This is a genomic window from Flavobacterium faecale, assembly GCF_048320115.1.
Taxonomy (GTDB): Bacteria; Bacteroidota; Bacteroidia; order Flavobacteriales; family Flavobacteriaceae; genus Flavobacterium; species Flavobacterium faecale_A.
Genome location: NZ_CP182943.1, coordinates 2,328,586 through 2,347,586 on the forward strand (window position 1 = coordinate 2,328,586; position 19,001 = coordinate 2,347,586).

General features: G+C 35.5%; 13 protein-coding genes and 1 pseudogene. 1 reads left to right on the plus strand and 13 read right to left on the minus strand.

Annotation, left to right across the window (positions count from 1 at the left end):
• Positions 1-20: 20 nt before the first annotated feature.
• From ACNH59_RS09835 to ACNH59_RS09885, 11 genes are all read right to left on the minus strand, one after another.
• On the minus strand, positions 21-1,295 hold the full coding sequence (locus tag ACNH59_RS09835; protein WP_418262373.1) for an alginate export family protein: 1,275 nt from the start codon (positions 1,293-1,295) through the stop codon (positions 21-23).
• 327 nt (positions 1,296-1,622) lie between these two features.
• Entirely contained in the window at positions 1,623-2,327 is a 705-nt protein-coding gene (locus ACNH59_RS09840) for a Crp/Fnr family transcriptional regulator (protein ID WP_418262374.1), read from the minus strand.
• Positions 2,328-2,616: 289 nt separating this feature from the next.
• A complete protein-coding gene (locus tag ACNH59_RS09845; protein ID WP_418262375.1) occupies positions 2,617-4,098 on the minus strand; it encodes an MFS transporter in 1,482 nt (493 codons plus the stop codon).
• Positions 4,099-4,447: 349 nt separating this feature from the next.
• Entirely contained in the window at positions 4,448-5,104 is a 657-nt protein-coding gene (locus ACNH59_RS09850; RefSeq protein WP_418262376.1) for a response regulator, read from the minus strand.
• A gap of 280 nt (positions 5,105-5,384) precedes the next feature.
• Positions 5,385-7,193 carry an ATP-binding protein gene (locus ACNH59_RS09855; protein ID WP_418262377.1) on the minus strand — a complete coding sequence of 603 codons (1,809 nt, stop codon included), beginning with the start codon at positions 7,191-7,193 and terminating at the stop codon, positions 5,385-5,387.
• Between the two features lie 4 nt (positions 7,194-7,197).
• On the minus strand, positions 7,198-7,782 hold the full coding sequence (locus ACNH59_RS09860) for a DUF4202 domain-containing protein (protein WP_418262378.1): 585 nt from the start codon (positions 7,780-7,782) through the stop codon (positions 7,198-7,200).
• 34 nt (positions 7,783-7,816) lie between these two features.
• Positions 7,817-8,194, minus strand: a complete 378-nt coding sequence (nirD, locus tag ACNH59_RS09865) for a nitrite reductase small subunit NirD (RefSeq protein WP_418262379.1) — start codon at positions 8,192-8,194, stop codon at positions 7,817-7,819.
• An 89-nt stretch (positions 8,195-8,283) separates the two neighbouring features.
• Positions 8,284-10,794 carry a nitrite reductase large subunit NirB gene (nirB, locus tag ACNH59_RS09870; protein ID WP_418262380.1) on the minus strand — a complete coding sequence of 837 codons (2,511 nt, stop codon included), beginning with the start codon at positions 10,792-10,794 and terminating at the stop codon, positions 8,284-8,286.
• A 432-nt stretch (positions 10,795-11,226) separates the two neighbouring features.
• Positions 11,227-12,186: an L-threonylcarbamoyladenylate synthase gene (locus ACNH59_RS09875; protein ID WP_418262381.1), complete on the minus strand. Its 960-nt coding sequence runs from the start codon at positions 12,184-12,186 to the stop codon at positions 11,227-11,229.
• A gap of 306 nt (positions 12,187-12,492) precedes the next feature.
• Positions 12,493-13,068 (minus strand): DJ-1/PfpI family protein, encoded by a 576-nt coding sequence (locus ACNH59_RS09880; protein ID WP_418262382.1) that lies wholly within the window; start codon positions 13,066-13,068, stop codon positions 12,493-12,495.
• 164 nt (positions 13,069-13,232) lie between these two features.
• Positions 13,233-14,690 (minus strand): FAD-dependent oxidoreductase, encoded by a 1,458-nt coding sequence (locus ACNH59_RS09885; protein WP_418264887.1) that lies wholly within the window; start codon positions 14,688-14,690, stop codon positions 13,233-13,235.
• A gap of 271 nt (positions 14,691-14,961) precedes the next feature.
• Between ACNH59_RS09885 and ACNH59_RS09890 the strand changes: the two are divergent.
• A pseudogene (locus ACNH59_RS09890) lies at positions 14,962-15,331 on the plus strand (cupin domain-containing protein).
• A 475-nt stretch (positions 15,332-15,806) separates the two neighbouring features.
• On the opposite strand, the gene ACNH59_RS09895 reads toward ACNH59_RS09890, so the two are convergent.
• Both ACNH59_RS09895 and arsB read right to left on the minus strand, forming a co-directional pair.
• Entirely contained in the window at positions 15,807-17,540 is a 1,734-nt protein-coding gene (locus tag ACNH59_RS09895) for an AIPR family protein (RefSeq protein WP_418262383.1), read from the minus strand.
• Positions 17,541-17,898: 358 nt separating this feature from the next.
• Positions 17,899-18,963: an ACR3 family arsenite efflux transporter gene (arsB, locus tag ACNH59_RS09900; protein WP_418262384.1), complete on the minus strand. Its 1,065-nt coding sequence runs from the start codon at positions 18,961-18,963 to the stop codon at positions 17,899-17,901.
• Positions 18,964-19,001: the final 38 nt, after the last annotated feature.

The following is a 19,001-nucleotide window of genomic DNA, read 5'->3' on the forward strand; positions in this document are numbered from 1 at the left end:
TTTTAGTTCTTTAAACTTGATTATTTTTTACTTGAAAAGATTTGTGGATTGATGTTTACCATTACCCAAGCCCAGTTGTTTGTCGTGTCCTTCAATCCTGTTCCTCCTTTAAGAGCCACCATAGATTCAGAAGCAAACATTTGAGAGTACCCTGCTACAACAGTAATGTCTTTGTATACTTTGTATGCGGCAGTTAAATCAACTTCAGTACCTAAGTAAGAATCTTTTTCAACCGTTCCTGCATATATTTTGTTAGGAGCGTAGAATAGGTGTGGCGTAAGAGAGAAGTTTACTTTTTTGATTGGGAAATCTAATTTCAACGAAACATCTTGTAATCCTACTGAACCACCGTGGTTTCCTACGTAGAAATAATCCATAAACCCATTGAAAGCATGGTTAGTACCAAATATAGGGTTGAACGATTTTACCATGCTAGAAGAAGCGTTTTGGTCTTTACCTGAAAGGAATTCGTATCCTAAAGTAGCTTTGAATTTAGGAGTGAAAGCATAACCTAAGTTAGCTGCTGTTTGCCATGCTGAAACTTCATTTTTACCAATTTTACCTGTTTGTCCGTATAAACTAAAGTCAAAAGTTACTTTTTTACCAGCATAATTAGCATAAGTACCTAATGTTTGAGAGTAATTAGTCTCTATTTCAGAAGGTGTTTTTAAATACTCTCTTCCTAAGTTTAAGGCTAGGAAACTAACTCCTAATTTTTTGATGTTGGTGTGGTACCAAGCATATTGCATGTCTTTGAAATCGGTTGCAAAAGGCGTTGCTGGGGCAACTTTTGCTTCTGAATCAGCATTTAAAGCAAATCCTAAATCTAATTGACTTTTTGCTCCTTTGAATTTTATTAAAGCGGCATCAAAACTACGTCCTTGATTTGCCCAATCTAAACCTCCAAGGATTCTTTGGTTATCGTATGATAATGGTTGACGTCCTACTTTGGTACTCCATTTGTCTGAAAAACTATATTGTGCCCATCCTTCAAATAACACAAAACTATTCGTTGCATTTGAAATACCTCCCGTAAGGTTGTTTACTGCTCCCCATGTGCGTACATTTTGCAACGCTACTTTCATTTTTAATTTGGCGTCTCCATAATTGAAGTTTACTCTTGTACGGTTTCCTATAAATGAAGTATGTTCAGTGGTAGGAGTTAGTAAAGTACCAAAACCGTTAGTATATTCGTAACGAGGTCTAATTTGAATGTCAGAGCTAAACTCTTGTGCATACGTACTAGCGGTAATTAAACCTAATAAGCTAAAAGAAATTGTTTTAAGTAACTTCATAATGATTGATTTTAATATTTGTTTTTTCTAATGATCTACAGGACAAATATACGTACGTATTTATACGTATGTCTAGGGTAAAAAACAGCTAAAAACAGGTTTTTGAATGGATTATTTAGAAACTAACAGCAGTAAAAAGTGTGCGTTTTCGCATGTTTTCCTTGTAAGCCTTTTGTTTGCAAGGGGTGTAGGATGGATGGTTTTGGAGAAGATTGAATAAAATTTGAGTATTCCTACGTACGTAGAAGTGCTTGTGAACTTCTGTAAATCAAAAAAAAGTCCCAGAAAAGGACTTTTTATAATCGAATGATATCAGCTTGGTTGCATTTAAAACTGCTTGTGTTCTATAATTTCACTTTGAAGTTTGTCAATTTCCAGTAAGCTAATTTTTTTTCCTATAATATTAATGAGGGATTCTTTTTTGAGACTGGAGAATATTCTTGTGACTTGTTCATCAGTAGTACCGGCAAAATCGGCTATTTCTTTACGGGACAAATGAACGTTTATTAAATTATTAGTTTGTCCAAATTTTTTATACAAATGCAATAAGGTATCAATAACTCTTTCGCGAACATTCATCTGTGCAATTTTTTTGACTTTGTTTTCACTCTTATTGAGTTCTTCGGCATAAAACAACATCATGTCATAGGTAAATTCAGGGATCGACTTTAAAATGTCGTGCATGATATCATTGCTGAAATTGCAAAGAATTGTGTCTTCTAGTGCGGCCGCTCCGATAAGGTATCGGTTTCGAGTTCCAAAACCTCTAAATCCGATAGTGTCTCCCTCGACGGCCAAACGGACAATTTGCTCTTTTCCGTAGATACCTGTCTTGATGATTTTTACTTTTCCTTGGTATAAAAAGTATAATCCTTGTATGGGAGCGCCTTCAATCATGAACTGCTGTCCTTTTTTACAAGAGAATGTGTTTTTTTGCTTTGCAAAATCTTGCATTTTTTCAAGGTGTAAGTGTTTTTTAATAAAACAACTTACATTGGTGCAGCTTTCACAATCCGTATTAATTCTTTTCATAACAAATTGGTTTGAGTAATTTTCATTCCGTTTCTAACAAATTTAACAAATAATACGTATAAATACTTAATTTTAATCCTGTTAATGAGGTTGGCAAGGTAATTTTGAGGATGCTGTATTTATCGAATCTGATTTTAAAAAATCAACAATTAAAACACGAAATAAATGTCATATGAGTATTCTCTTTTTGTGTTAAGGATTAAAAAAAGCTGTCAAAAAGCATAAACTTCATGACAGCTCAAAAAAAAATGTTCATCGCAACTACAAAAATTGTCTGTAGTGTAATTGATTAATTTTTTCTATCTATTTCTTTAGCCATAGCTGGTTGCTTTTCATTCATCATATTGGTAATGGTAATATGCATCCAAATCAAACATATAGCAGAGAATAGTAAAATAAATATCCATGAACTAGACCAAATTCCAGTTGTTGTCAATAAATAACTAAAGATAATTGGGCCAAAGAATCCACCAAGTCCACCTAGTAAGCCTACCATTCCGCCAACAACTCCAATTTCAGTTGGGAAGTATTCCGGAATGTGTTTGTAAACGGCAGCTTTTCCGATTCCCCATGAAATACCTATCATAATTACTAATACTAGATACACCCACATATTGGCATCAAAAGTGATTCTCGTTACTCCTTTAGCAAGCAATTCTTTTTTGTTCACTTCTTGGTTTTGTTCTACGATGACTTTTTGCCAAGACGATTTTACTGGGAAAATATTGCCTTGCTCCACCGCTTCTGGCTTAGAATCAATAGGGAAGTCTGTTTCTCCAATTCGCACATTCGTTGGTGAAACTGCAGTTACAATTCCTTTTTTTCCTGCCATTACACCAGGGCCGGCAGTTGTGATTTCCATTTTTGGAACCATTAACAAAGCACTTAGGATTACTGAGGAACTCAATACCCAATACATTACGGTACGTGCACCAAATTTATCGGATAAGTATCCGCCAAAAGCACGAATTACTCCAGAAGGTAAACTAAACATAGTAGCAAACATTCCCCCCATAACCAAACTAGTCGAATATACATTCATAAAGTTAGGTAATAACCATTGAGAATAGGCTACAAAACAACCAAATACTAAGAAATAGTAAGCTCCAAATCGCCAAACTCTTGGACTTTTTAAGGTAGTTAGCATTTGAGGAATTGTACGATTTGATTTTTCCAGTTTTTTGTTTTCTGCAAAAAATAAAAATAAAACCCCAATAAATAATAAGACTGCTCCATAGGCTATAGGTAGCATTTTCCAACCGCTAGTTGGGTCTGTAGCGGAGAAATGATTTAGTAGTGAAGGTGCAACAAAAGTTGTGATGGCAGCTCCTGCATTTCCCATACCAAAAATCCCCAATGCTCTACCTTGCCATTCTTTTGGATAAAAAATTGAAGTGTATCCAATTCCAACGGCAAAGCTGGTTCCCACCATCCCAAATAAAAAGCTTAAGATAGCAAACATGAAAAAGCTATCAGCTAGTGGTAAAAGAAATAGTGGTATAGAGCAAAGGAGAAGTAAGGTTGCGAAAACATATTTTCCGCCAAACTTGTCTGTTAAGATTCCGATTGGTAAACGCATGATGGATCCAGTTAAGATAGGAATACCTAAAAGCCATCCTACTTGAACTACGTTCCAGTTAAAAATACCTCTGTCAACTAAGAAGGTAACCAATACACCGTTTAATGTCCAGCATGCAAAACATATTGTAAATGCAAGGGTGTTAAGAAATAACATGCGGTGTGACTTAGATAATGAAATTGAATTTTCCATATGTACTTATATTTTTTTACAAATGTAAGTACTAAAAACTATTAAAAACCTGCGAAAACGCAGGTTTTGGAAAATAATTACGTATTTATACGTAAAAATATACGTAAAATTGTTTTTATGTAAGTACGTAGTGAAGTTGTGTTGATGATCATTACTGTTGTTTTGTTTGTTAGAATTAGTCTTGAGAGGAAAATACAATTAGTTTAACATTAAGTAGTAATTGAGTTATTTTGAAATTTTACGGCTAGAACCTTTATTTATAAAATTGTAATCCAAAAAAAATCCGTTGATTCCTAAAAGAGTGTATTTCTTTTAGGAATCAACGGATAATGATAGGGAAATTATGAGTTTACAACAAAGAGTATTCTGAGGCTTTGTTAGAAAGTTCCATTAAATTTTTTACTTTTAATTTTTTCATCAAATTAAAACGATGTACCTCTGCAGTTCGCTTGCTGATTTCTAGTGTTTCGGCAATTTCTTTATTTCCTTTACCAGAAAGCAATAGTTTTAAAATTTCTTTTTCTCTTTTGGTGATGGTAATTTCTTCGGCGGGTGGATTTTTAGCTTCAATTCCAAGACCAGAAGATAATTGATTGATTAAGATAGAGGAGATGTCACCAGTAAAATACTTACCACCATTGGTTACAGTATGAAGTGCTTTTAAAAACTCTTCTTTACTAGAACCTTTAAGTAAATATCCGTCCGCACCTGCATTGATGGCTTTCAATACGTATTCTTCCGAATCGTGCATGGAAAGCACAATGGTTTTAACAAAATTCCCTGCTTTACGTAGTTTATCTACCGCTTCTATACCAGTCATGTTTGGCATACGGATGTCGATAATTAATAAATCGGGTTTGTTTTCCTCAACTACAGTTAGGGCTTCTTGTCCATCTGTTGCTTCACCAACAACTACAATGTTTTCTTCGGATTCTAATAAGGATTTGACACCGTCTCTTACAAAAACATGGTCGTCAGCTAGAACCACTCGAATAATATCACTCATATATTACGTAATTTAAAATCAGATAGCGTTACGTAGTAAACACTAAAATATTACGCAATATACGTATTAATTCTTTAGTTTTAAAAAAAGACTAAAAATGTGAATGGTTATGTATAGAAGCTTATACAGGTGTTAGCGTGGCTAATTTTTAGATTTCTATAAAATATATTTCGCTTACTACAAGTAAATGTTAAGACAGCTTGCTCTAATGCAATTTTATCCGAAATACTGATTGTGCCGTTGGTGGTAAAAAAAAACTATTATTTAGGGTTTGGTCTCTTTAAATTGGGATATTGAAGGTGATGCGAGTTCCTTCGCCTACGATAGAGTTGAAAAACACACGGCCATTAATGTATTGAATTCTTTCTTTCATAAACAGTAAGCCCATGCCAGATTCACTGGTTTTCTTTTGGTCAACAGTGCTCAAGTCAAAACCTTTTCCGTTGTCGTCAATGGTGATGCTTAGTAAATTGTTGCTATGTGAAAGTTGGACAATTATATGCGATGATTCGGCGTACTTGATAGCGTTATTAATTGCTTCTTGGGTCAAACGATACAGGTTGATTTCAATCAGTGAATCCAATCGTTGGTCAAAATTACTTTTATTGTAAAAGAGAATGTTTTTTCCAGTTAATTTGGACAGCTCTTGGGTTAGTTTGGCAATGGAAGATACAATTCCGTGATCGCTCAATTCTGGTGGCATCAGGTTAAAAGTGGCTGTGCGCACTCCCTTGATAATATCGAGCGATAATTTTTTAAGGTATTCAATCTTTTGGGCCGATTTTTCCTTGTCGTCCAAATTAATGCTTTCGAGACTAAACTTCAGACCTGTCAACATTTGGCCAATTCCATCGTGAATTTCTCTAGCGATACGGTTTTGTTCGTTTTCTTGATTTTCAACAATTTTGCTAGAAATAATCTTTTGTTGATTGATTTTTTCGGCGATATTTTCGGCATTCAATCGCTCTACTTCCTGTTCTGCATTTTTACGAATCGTAATGTCAAAACAAATAATAAGTAATTCCGATTCTTCTTTGCGAATGCTTACTGGAATCATGGATAAATCCAGCCAGATGGATTCGTCCTCTGAACGTGTTAAATGAAGTTCGCCTTGCCAGCCACTTTTTTGTTTTTCAGTTATAATTCGGTCAATGAAAAGTTGTTCTTTTTCAATGGGAGTTAAGACTTCAGAGAATTTCTTTTCGGCATGAAAGGCGGTGTAGTTGATGAGTTTTGCAAATTTTTCACCAATATGAATGATGCTGCCATCAGTAGCAATGCGGCAATACAACAAAGTGTTTTCCATTGCATAGTTCAAAGATTTTAATTCCTTAACGGAGTTTTCTTTGAGTTGGCTGATGATTTCTGTGTCGTGTGCTAATTTTAAAGCTTTCTTTTCGGAGTATAAAAGTTTGGTGATTAATTGTTCAATCTTTTTATTCGTAGGTTTAAAAATAAATTGGAGTTCTAATAATAATACCATTAAAGTAAAAAAGAGAATGCCGTATTCTGTATTGCGTTGCAGGGTAAGTTTGTGGAAGGCTTCTTTTTCATATTGGCCAACAATCTGATTCATTTTCTTTAAGAAAATCACTTGATTGTCCAGAACAGTTTGGATTAATGCTTGGTTTTTTACAGGGTCTCCTCCTGTATGGCGGTGTTTAAGGATTAAGCCCGTTGTATGTACAATGGAGTCAAAATTAGGTTTGATACCATCGTACAATTGGGATAATTCACGACTTTTTTTAGAGGGAAACTGCAAACTGTCGTTTCCATATTGTAAGGCGTTTTGCGTAGTTTTCCAAATGGAAAGGGTTTCCTTGATGTTGAAGATTTGTTGCTTTGTTTTCTCAGCATCGGTTACCGCGTTCAATATCAAAATCTCTTTGACTAATTTCTGACTCAACATCCTTTGTTTGCCCGAAATATTGATCAATCGGGAGTCGTGCAATTGGGTGTTGATGTTATATTGAATCAATAACTGACTTAAAAGTACGGTTATTGCAATAGTAATTAAGGCAAAAATGTAGCGTTTTTTAAGCCTTTTGAAATTAAATGTTTTGGTAGATTCTGATAAGCTTTTTTCCATATGACTATAATCCTAAAGCTTCTTTAATTAGTTCTAGATTGTCTGGAGTGTATGAGATTTTTAAAGCAGCTTCATGTCCTTTTTCAGACATTTTATTCCAGGTTTTTAGAATGATGTTTTTTAATTTCTCTCTGTCGTGTTTTTCTACGAAAGGCTCTAAGTAGTGTTCTAAAAAGACAAGACAAATCACGTCTTCTAGTAATTGGGTTTCAGCATCTTTTTTAAGTAATTTTTTCTCGATTAAAAAAGTCACTCGAGCAATAAATTCGGCATTGTAACCTGCTTTTTCAAGAATCTCAGCAGTAGTTTTGGCGTGGAATTTTTTTAAATCTTCTCTCCATTTTAAATAACCTACGCGGTCCATTGGATAAGAATCTCTGGCTATTTTCCAGCGGCAAATGTGTTGTGCTTTGGCAGCAATTTGAACTTCTTCTGAGGCAGTAGGACAAAAATCCATAAGCCTTTCGTACATTCTATTAGAGTATAATAGTTCTTTAGGAAAGCTTATGGATTCGTGAATTTCTATATTTGGATCTTGAGCATTTTCAGCATCTATCCATTGGCTGGCTTGTTGGAATGGTGTTGTCATTTGGAGTGTATTTTGATACTCCAAATATACGTATTTAATCGATAAACCCAATCAATACTTCACCTTCAACAATTTTTACAGGATAAGTAGCAATTTTATAATCGTTACCACTTAAGTTGGTTCCATCAACTAATGAAAAGGTGTTTTTGTGTAATGGACAAGCAATTTTTGGGGTGTCATCTGCTGAACCAATCATACCTCTTGAAAGTACCATTTCCATTTTATGAGGACATACATTTTGGCAAGCATACCATTCGTTTCTTCTTTCAAAATTGATAACTGCGATTTGCTTTCCGTTATATTTGACACATCCACCGCCATCAGTTGGGAAATCTGAAGTTTTACCTGCTTTGAACCATACTTTTACATCGTTTAATGCAACCGTTTCGTATTGATTTAATAATTCTTCCATGCTGTTATTTTTTTGATTTTGAATACTTCAAAGCTTTTCAGCATTGAAGTATTCAGAAATTTATATTTTTTGTTTCTTTTGTAAACTGGTTATTGCCAAGCTTTAGGCATTTTTTGTTCTCTTAGACCGATATATTCTATATTGTCGTCACGGTCATCAGAGTTGGTGAAGTGCTTGAAACGTTTCATCATTTCAGGATCTTCAATTGCTTGTTTCCACTCGCATTCAAAAGTGTCTACTAGTTGTTGCATTTCTGCTTCAAGAGTAGCGTTGATTCCCAAGCTGTCGTTGATAACGATATCTTTAAGGTACTCAATTCCACCTTCTAGTTTTTCTAACCAAGTTGATGTTCTCACAAGTGGTCCAGCTGTACGGATGTAATACATTAGGAAACGATCCATGTATTTGAAAACGGTTTCTTTGTCGATCGTTTCTGCCAATAGAACAGCATGTTTAGGATTTGCTCCTCCGTTTCCACAGATGTATAAGTTCCATCCACCTTCAACAGCAATTACTCCAAAGTCTTTTCCTCTTGCCTCAGCACATTCTCTAATACAAGCAGAAACACCACCTTTTAATTTGTGAGGAGAGCGAATACCTCTATATCTATTTTCTAATTCGATTGCCAATGTGGTACTGTCATCCATTCCGTAACGACACCAAGCGTTACCTACACAACTCTTAACGGCTCTTAGTGATTTTCCGTAAGCATGACCACTTTCAAAACCATTGTCAATTAATTTTTTCCAAATGGCTGGTAAGTCGTTAAGTTCTGCGCCAAATAAATCGACACGTTGTGCACCAGTTATTTTAGTATATAAGTTGTATTCTTTGGCTACTTCACCTATGGCGATTAGTTTTTCGGCAGTAACTTCACCACCGGCCATTCTTGGAACAACTGAATAGGTTCCGTTACGTTGAATATTAGCTAAGAATCTATCATTAGTATCTTGTGAAGTAACGTGTTTGTTTGCAGTATCATTATAGATGCTTGAAAATATAGAAGATAAAACTGGGCGACAAACCTCGCAACCATCACCTTTACCTACTGTTCCTAGTACTTCATTGTGATTTGTGAATTTGTTGATTTTTACAATATCAAATAATTCTTGACGGCTGTAAGCGAAGTGTTCGCAAACAACATCTTTAACTTCTTTACCTAAAGATTTTTGAGCTTCTTTTACTAAATCAACTACCATTGGCTTACAGCCACCACAACCTGAAGTTGCTTTTGTTGCTTTGACAACATCGCCAAAAGTTTCGCAGCTCCCATCAGTAATAGAGCAACAGATACTTCCTTTGGTTACATTTTCACAAGAACAGATAACAGCGGTATCAGGCAAGTCCATGGCGCTTCCCATTGAAGATGCTTCTCCACCTCTTGCTCCCAAGATTAAATCTTCTGGGTTTTTAGGGATGGCCATTCCGTTGCTGTAAATTTGGAAAAGGGTATTGTAATCGCTAGAATCCCCTACAAGGATACCACCTAATAATTTGGTACCGTCTTTAGAAATGTTGATTCTTTTGTAGATTCCGCTCATTTTGTTTTCGTAAACAATTGGAGTGCCATCTTGATGCTCGATAAATGGGTCTCCAAAACTCGCTACTTCTACACCAATTAATTTTAATTGCGTAGACATATCGATGGATTCTCTCATGGTTTTTTTGCCTTGTAAAATTTGATCAGCAGCTACATCTGCCATTTCGTATCCTGGGGCCACCAATCCGTAAATCATATGGTTGTACAGTGCAACTTCACCAATAGCAAAAATGTTTGGATCTGAAGTTTGCATTTTGTTATTTACTACAATTCCACCACGTACGCCTACTTCAAGACCTGCGCCTCTTCCTAGTTCATCTCTTGGTTTGATACCTGCTGAGATAACAAGCATGTCTACTTTAAGTAGCTCTTCTTCTTCAAACATCATTCCAGTGATGAAATCCTCTCCGTCAATAAATTGCGTAGATTTACTTAGGTGAATCTTGATGTTTAATTCTTCAATTTTAGAACGCAACATATTACTGGCGCCTTTGTCTAATTGTCTTGGCATCAAGCGTGGTGCAAATTCCACAACATGAGGATTTAATCCTAAGTCACGTACAGCTTTGGCGGCTTCCAGTCCTAGTAATCCACCTCCTAAGACGGCTGCTTCAGTAGAACCGTTTTGTTTTATTTTTTTGGCATAAGCCATAATAGCGTCAAGATCTTCGATAGTTCTATAGACAAAAACACCCTCTTTTTCTACTCCGTCAATTGGAGGAACAAAGGCAGATGATCCAGTAGCGAGTACTAAATAATCATAAGTATGTGTTTTTTCTAAATGCGTAGTAATGGTTTTGGTTTCCTTATGGATGTCCGTTACTAATTCAGAAGTATTTAAAATGATATTATTTTCTTCGTACCAGTTTGCGGTTGACATAGATAAATCGTCAGCTGATTTTCCTGCAAAGTATTCACTTAAGTGAACACGGTCATATGCACGTCTTGGTTCTTCACCAAATACGGTAATTTGATATTTTTCCTGTCCAGATTTTGAGATGAATTTTTCACAAAATTTGTAACCCACCATGCCGTTTCCGACTACTATTATTTTAATCATAATATCATTAATTAAGTATTACGTAGCAAATATACGTAGTTATACTTAATTAATTTACTTATTTATCTCTTTTTTGTAATGAATTGAGAATTTCGTAGAAAAATAATTTAAAAATATATTTTCTGTAATTTTTTAACGGTTTGTTGTTGAAATGGTATGAGATATGCTGTTAATGGCTGTTTTTGTTGGATAAGTGAAATTGTTTGCTCTTGGTTTGTCTACTTATATATGTGTATTGTCACTTTAGTAACTGCTAAAAAACACTTATGTAGCTGTTGTAAATACGTATTTTTATTAGTGTTTATTGCGTACGTATATTGTTAGGCTTTTCTATAGGGTAATAGATTAGCTGTTGGTTGTATTATCATATACGACCAATGGATAGTTTGATAGGTTTTAGGAAAAGGGAAGGGGTTATTCCATTTGGAATTTTTAAATTTTAGTGGCTCTTTCTAATCGATCATTAATCGATTTTCCTAATCCAAAATCTGGAAATACTTCTGCGACAATCATATCTAGATTCAAGATGTCTAACTTATGCAAGCTGCTGTATAGTTTAGAAGCTGCTTCTTTTAAACCTCCAGTTTCAGATAATATTTCTACATGCTCAATGTTGGAAGCATTTATGTCTCCCGTAAATTTTAGTACGCCAATTTTCTTGTCAGGATAGTCCTTTATGAAGTTTTCTACCTCGGTAGTTAAATAGGTTCTGGTTTTAGGAGCGTAATGTTTGGCAAGCATTCCTGGTGCGTTAGGAGCTGTTTCTTTCTTGTTTTTAATTTGGATTTCCCCAATTACATTGGTGATTTCTTCAATAGAAATTGAACCCAATCGGTAGAGTATCGGTTGGTCGTTTTCAAATCCAATAATGGTTGATTCGATTCCGTTGGTACACGCTCCGCCTTCGAGCACCATTTTTATGGTGTCCTTAAAATAGTCTTCCACATGTGAGGCATTGGTAGGACTAATTCTGTTGAAGGGGTTCGCGCTAGGTGCGGCTAACGGAAATGATAATTGTTGTAGTAGATTAAGGGTAACTGGATGATTGGGAATTCGCACAGCAACCGAATCTTTTCCTGCTGTAATGAGATCAGGGATAGTTGGTTTTTTCTTTAAAATCAAGGTCAAAGAGCCTGGCCAAAAAGCTTTTGCGAGCAATTGTGCTTTTTCGGGAAACTCGCTAACAATATCTTGAAGTTGATCAATAGAGTGGATGTGTACGATTAACGGATTGAACAATGGCCTTTGTTTTACCTCAAATATTTTACGAATGGCTTTTTCACTATAGATATTTCCTGCCAATCCATATACAGTCTCAGTAGGTATAGCTACTACATCTTCGTTATTTAAGATTGTTATTGCTTTTGTAATATCTTTTGAAATAATAGTCATTGTTTGTGTTCTTTAGTCTATTGCTTTAATTAGCTGTTTTTCTTGAAACTTCCCCATGTTTGTACCAACGATGTTTTGTTCTGAATTAATACCAAGATGCGTAGGTTCAGTATTTTTGGCAAAGATAAAATTTCTAATGATTGGTATTTCTGAAAATATAATATTTTCTTCCTTTGAATGAGAATTGGTGATGCACTGTGTTATTTAATCATAAAAACTCCGCAGAAGTCATTAGACTCATGCGGAGTTGATTTTGCTTATAGTTTTATATTTTGAATCCAAGCTATCTTGGGTGTTGCTTCAAATTTAGATTGTAATAGTTGCTCCCATTAATTTTAGAAATTCTCTAATGAAGCTAGGGTGTCCTGGCCAAGCAGGCGAGGTGACCAAGTTGCCGTCTACATAAGCTTCATTAGCTGCTATAGATTGGAAATCGCCACCCGCTAAAGTCACCTCGGGAGCTACTGCTGGGTAGGCGGTTAGTTTTTTTCCTTTAACCACATCGGCTGCGGTTAGTATTTGGATGCCATGGCATATGGCTGCTACGGGCTTATCAGTCAGGAAAAAATATTTCACCATATCGATGATCTTTTTGTTCAATCGAAGGTATTCGGGGGCTCTACCGCCAGCGATGACTAAGCCATCGTAATCTTCCACTTTCACTTGGTCAAAACTGTAATTCAGGGTAAAATTATGTCCTGGTTTTTCGGTGTAGGTTTGATCACCTTCAAAATCATGGATTGCGGTTTTAATCGTATCTCCCTTTTTTTTATCTGGGCAAACAGTATGGACTTCGTAACCTACCATTTCCAGCATTTGAAAGGGAACCATGGTTTCGTAGTCTTCGGTAAAATCTCCTGTTAAGAATAGTACTTTTTTCATTATTTCTTCCTTTAGTAGTTATCAGCTTTTGAAAAGTAGTCGTATTATACTTTCAAATATAGTTAAAAATAGCTTGTGAAAGAAACCAAAGGGACGCAATTATCTTGCATCTTAAAGGATGTCATATTGGTGATAAATTATTTTAGAAAAGGGGTTAGCTGTTGTTACTTTTTTTTTCTGTTGGCGACACGACCTCTGGGTTCGTCGCTTTCATGAAGCACTATGTCTGAATGTAAAAATTGTGCTGCTTCGGCGGAATGCTTCACTTTTATAGCAGAACGTTCAAGCATTTCTTTTTCAAAATCAGTAAGTACTTTGTCTCTTAATCCAATTTCGCGCCATTTAGACTTGGGTTTGCAACCTTTGAAAATGGCTCTTGCTAACGATAGTGCGTCTAGTAAAGCTTGATTGGCTCCTTGTCCTTTAAAAGGACTCATCGGGTGTGCCGCATCTCCAATTAATGTAACGGGACCGGCTTTTTGTAAGGATTCAGCATGGAGTAATTCTCGATCGTAAACAGGGTAACCTGAAACCTGTTCACTTTTAGTGGCCGCTAAAATCTGTGGTATCGGAGCGTGCCACTGTATTCTGCGGCAGGCTTCTTCTTTAAGTGCTTGCGGTCCTTTAGCACTCAGTGCTTTGGCTTCTTCTTCGGGCATGGGGAAACTCAGTTGCCACATCACCGAATCGGATTCATAAGGCATGATGTAGATGCGTTCGTTGCCATTGGCGGTTTGAAAGACCGAGGCTGAATCCAATAGATGACTGTCCACATCTTGCAAGCTGGCCAAAGGACATATTCCTAAAATCACGATGCAATCCAAGTAACGCAATGGTGTTTTGGAGTCGCCAATGAGTATTTTTCGTACGGAACTCCTTATGCCATCGGAGCCCACAACGAGATCAGCTTTGACGGTTTTAATTTGTCCGTTTACTTCAAAGTCTAAATCGACTCCGCCATTTTCATTAGCTTTAAAGTCCGTTAATTGATGATCCCATTGCACGGCATCTTGTCCGCCCAGTTGCTCTAGTAGTGCCAAACGCAAAGATTGGCGTGCGATATGAATGTTGGTGCGTTTTGGCGATTTTTTCGAATCGGCTGGCATCCATTTTCGCATTCCCCATTCTCCAATTACTGTTCCTTCTGTGGTATGAACCAGGTGTCTGGTCGAAACGACTCCTTTCTCTAAGTTGAAAATTCCCAATCCTTCGATGGCTTTGCTGGCTTGTTGCAAAGTGAGTCCGTAACCTTGTGAGCGTGCGTCAAAGCTGTGATCACGTTCGTAAAGTGTAAAGGGAATCCCGCGGTGCAAACAAGCTACTGCCAAAGCCACGCCGCCTATACCGCCGCCAATAATGGCAAGCTGAGGGTAGTTTTCGGCATCGGTAATGGGGGGATTGTCTGCGGGAATTAAGCCTGAGCCTGAACAGTTCGAACAAGAGTCAAGATGCGCTTTTGGACGAGCAGGGATTGTGCCTTCTCCATTTGATTTTTCAAATTGTTCTAAGGCTTTTTGGTACTGCAATCGTACTTTCTTGTTGATTCTCCGACTTTTTTTACCCCGTCCTTGGCATTCTTGACAAATCGTCCAGTTAGTCTGTTCCTTGGCTGCTTTTTTCACTTCTTTTTCTAGTCGGATTTTGATTTGTCCAAAGATAAAACAATAATACAAATTAGTAGTCTTGTCTACTCTATAAATGATAAGGATTCATTATCAGGGAGTTGTCTTGGTTGTGTTTAAGGAATTGATTTTCTGTCAAAACGTTTAATTTTTCAAAATGATAACTAAATAGGAAGATTATAAGCATAAATTTTCTAGTTCACTAATTGTTGGATATTATCTAACTTCTTGAATTATTCTTATACAAATTAGATAACAAATTATTAGCAAAATGAAAAGATTTAGTGAAAAGTACATAATCTCAAAAGACATGGACTGGGAAGAGCTTGGGGGCGGTGTATCAAAAAAGTTCTTAGGTTACGATAACCAAATCATGATGGTAAAAGTGAAATTTGAAAAAGAAGCTTTAGGAGCACCACATTAACATTTTCATACTCAAGCTACCTTTTGTGTTTCAGGAAAATTTGAATTTGAAATTGATGGAGAAAATAAAATTATAGAAGCAGGAGATGGGGTGTATAGAGCTTAATTTATTGCATAGTGCTGTTTGTTTGGAAGAGGGAATGTTAATTGATACTTTTAGTCCAGTAGGAGAGGCCTTCTTAAGCGGTGGTAAGGTATCTTATTTTGGAAATAAATAGTCATATAGAAAATATCTACTAGTCTACGATCTGGGGTTGAAAATGTTTTTTTTTTTGGATTTTTCGATTCAAAAAAAAACTCCTAGAAGTGTTAGGCAAGCAATCATGAACTAAGCGTTCCTATGGCCAGTTTGGTCAATTAGGAACGCTTTTTTTATTTACATTTTTTAATTTTTATAATCTGGCTTATTTGTATTGTATAATGCATTAAAAGTTGCTTTTCTGATGGTTGAAATTAGCTTAAATAGTTAGTTGTGTACTACCGATTTTGGGTTCAACCATTACTTTGAAACGCCTAAGGCAAAAAGCCTATCAATCCTTAGCCGGTGGTTTCATCGAACTTAATCCATCATTTGGAGTTTATCCCGAATTCATTTCGGGAAACCGCCGAGTACGTGACCCGTACGCTCGGTGGTGTGAGAGGCGCACTCCGTTAGTTTCTAGTGGAGCCGTCTACGATTATATGCTGTTTTTTTTATTTATTTTTCAAGTAAGTATCAACTAAATATTCAATAATTAAATCAGTTGTATCTTTTCTTTCAACGGCTTTTCTGTCATCAAAGTTTATATTTAAATCAGTGCTTTCAATAATTTCAGCAGCTTTTTTAAACGTTTCTATTTTCAATGTATCGTCTTTTAAAACATTTAAAATTTCATTACATGTTCTACTTGTCTTTCCTTTATCTTTTAAATTAGGATTGATAACTTTTGTAATTAAAAATCTAAAAACCATAAGGATATGATATCTAAAGCGTTTCGATTTACTTAATAAAACATTTTCATTTAGTAATTTTTCAAGTTCAAAATAAGTAAGTGAACTGATATAATATGCAAAAAAATCATGTTCTGGATTAAAAATTTCCACACCAAGTTTTTCTATTAATCTACCATAATTACCTGTTACATTTTGGGGATTATTTAAAAACATTGCAGCCAAGGATTTAATTTGACTTTCACGATTGATTACTCTGTATAATGGAATATCGTCAGAACTTTTGTATTGGTTTGTTCTTCTTTCATAGTATAACTTGAAATCATCTTTTGGAAGTGCTTTAAAATAATCTTCCAAATTTCTTTGAAAATCCGTTAAAGCTTCTAATTCAACAGCATTTACTGCTGTTTGATTATTTGTTGCCCTTGTAATTTGACTCTTTATAGTTTGGTCGCTTGTAACAATAATTTTAACAGGAATATGCATTTGTTCGATACCATCTATAAAACGATTTTCATATAATACATTACTTGTTTGGCAACCATTTACTATTTGGTAATTTGATATTGTAAAAGAATCTCCAAGACCTGTTATTTCGTCAGCTACAATTGTAACTCCATTATTTAATATACAAAACTGTTCTAAAAGCCCATTTTGTATAGTTTTCGATATATCATTATTTACAGGATTATTATCTTGTTCTAAATAGTCTCGTATATTATCATCAAAAACAGATTTCATTTTCCCTGTTTCATCAATAATAATTTTCTTAAATTCTGAAAATGGTAAAAGGCCTGAATATGCTACTTCAATTTCTGTTATTGTTGGTATGTTAACTTTTCTTTCGAACTTTATTGATGCTTCGACAGGCTCTTTTGTTTTACGATACAATTCTTGAAGTGATTTTGAATCTATAGGATTGATGATAACCTTATTAAATAATTCCAAATCTTCTATTTCTTTTCTATTTGAGTCAATAATACTAACTAAATTATTATCATTTTCCCATTTACCTGTTGTACAGAAATATAAAATACAGTTTGGATTTCGCTCTTTCATGAATCTTGTATTTAGATATATAAATTCGCGCATTTCAATGAAATTTCTCATTTCATCTGTTGTGAATAAGTCAGCTTTATCACTAAAAAAGTTTTTTGTCCATCTACTGAAATTTTCTATTTGCTCATTACTGAAGCTACTCGAAGTTTTTGATTGAATAAAAATAAAAGTCACAGTCAGAACTCTATTAAGTTCCATTATTTGCTGAATTTCACCAACATTGACACAAAGTTTATTATTAACAATAATTGCAATACCATCAATTCCTTGAGTTGAATTTCCTGTTGAAACTAATTTTTCATCAAAAGAGATTGAATCAAATTCTTTATTTACCACACAAAAATTGCAGAAATATTCAAATTGAACACTTTCTTTTAATTTTGTATATCCTTTTCTTTCAATAAAGTCATTGAGAAAACCTCTTGTAATTGTATCCATGTTTGTTTTTTTGTCAGGTTCTTTAAAATAGCATATAACTTGCTTATACTCGCTATAAAGTAGCGCCTATACATCCAAATTCAGGTGTATAGGCGCTAGTTTATGGTATTTTCAAAACAAATATAACTAATATTTTTATTACAAATGCGTAAATGAAATTTTTATTTGCTACGAATTTTTCGCACTTAGACACCTATAGATTTGTTCATTTATTAATGATTTTTTATAGGCGTTGATGACTTATTATTTCTGTTTTGAAGCTTTTGCTAATGAATTTGTGCTTAGTTGCAATTTAAAATAATTAGTTGCTATCTATCGTTTTTATGGTAATGAAAGTACGCTCTAATTGTTATTAGGGCTAGTTGCTATAATATTTTTTTTGAAACCAAAAAGCCAAGTTGACTAAGGCAATCAAAGCGGGTACTTCGACCAAGGGGCCAATAACACCTGCAAAGGCTTGTCCGCTGTTGATGCCAAAAACTCCAATGGCAACCGCGATGGCGAGTTCAAAATTGTTTCCTGTTGCGGTAAAGGCAATGGCAGTGGCTTTGGAATAGTCGGCTCCAAAATACTTACCTAGGAAAAAGCTACTGATGAACATAAGGGTGAAATAAATCACGAGTGGAATGGCAATGCGTACCACGTCCATTGGGATTTGTACAATCAGTTCGCCTTTTAGGCTGAACATCAAAACAATGGTAAACAACAAGGCTATTAAGGTAATAGGGGAGATGAATGGGATGTATTTTTGTTGAAACCAGGATTCACCCTTTAGTGCGATGAGACTGTAGCGGCTGATGATTCCGAGTGCAAAGGGGATGCCAAGATAAATACCCACACTTTCGGCAATTTGACCAATGCTGATGTTGACTTCAAAACCAGTGTAGCCAAAATAAGGAGGCAAAATGGTGATGAGGAGATAGGCATAAACGCTGTACAACAGTACTTGAAAGATGGAGTTGAGGGCGATTAAGCCTGCGGCATATTCTCGGTTTCCTTCGGCCAGGTCGTTCCATACCACGACCATGGCAATACAACGTGCCAATCCAATGAGTATTACTCCAATCATGTATTCAGGATAGCCGTTTAAGAATAGCAATGCTAATACAAACATCAAAATAGGTCCTACTACCCAGTTGAGTAGTAAGGAAGCACCTAGGATTTTGGTGTTGGTAAAAACAGCGCCCATTTGGGAGTAATTGACTTTGGCCAAAGGCGGATACATCATCAATATGAGTCCGATGGCTAGAGGAATATTAGTAGTTCCTGAAGAATAAGAGTTGATAAAACCACTGCTTGCTGGAATGAAATACCCAACAGCTACTCCAATTGCCATCGCAAGAAAGATCCATAAGGTAAGGTAGCTGTCTAGGAAACTTAATTTTTTTCGGTTGGCGACGGGCGCACAGTTGATTGTTGACATATTTTTTGGTTTAAGACACTCCCGAAGTTTCGGGATTA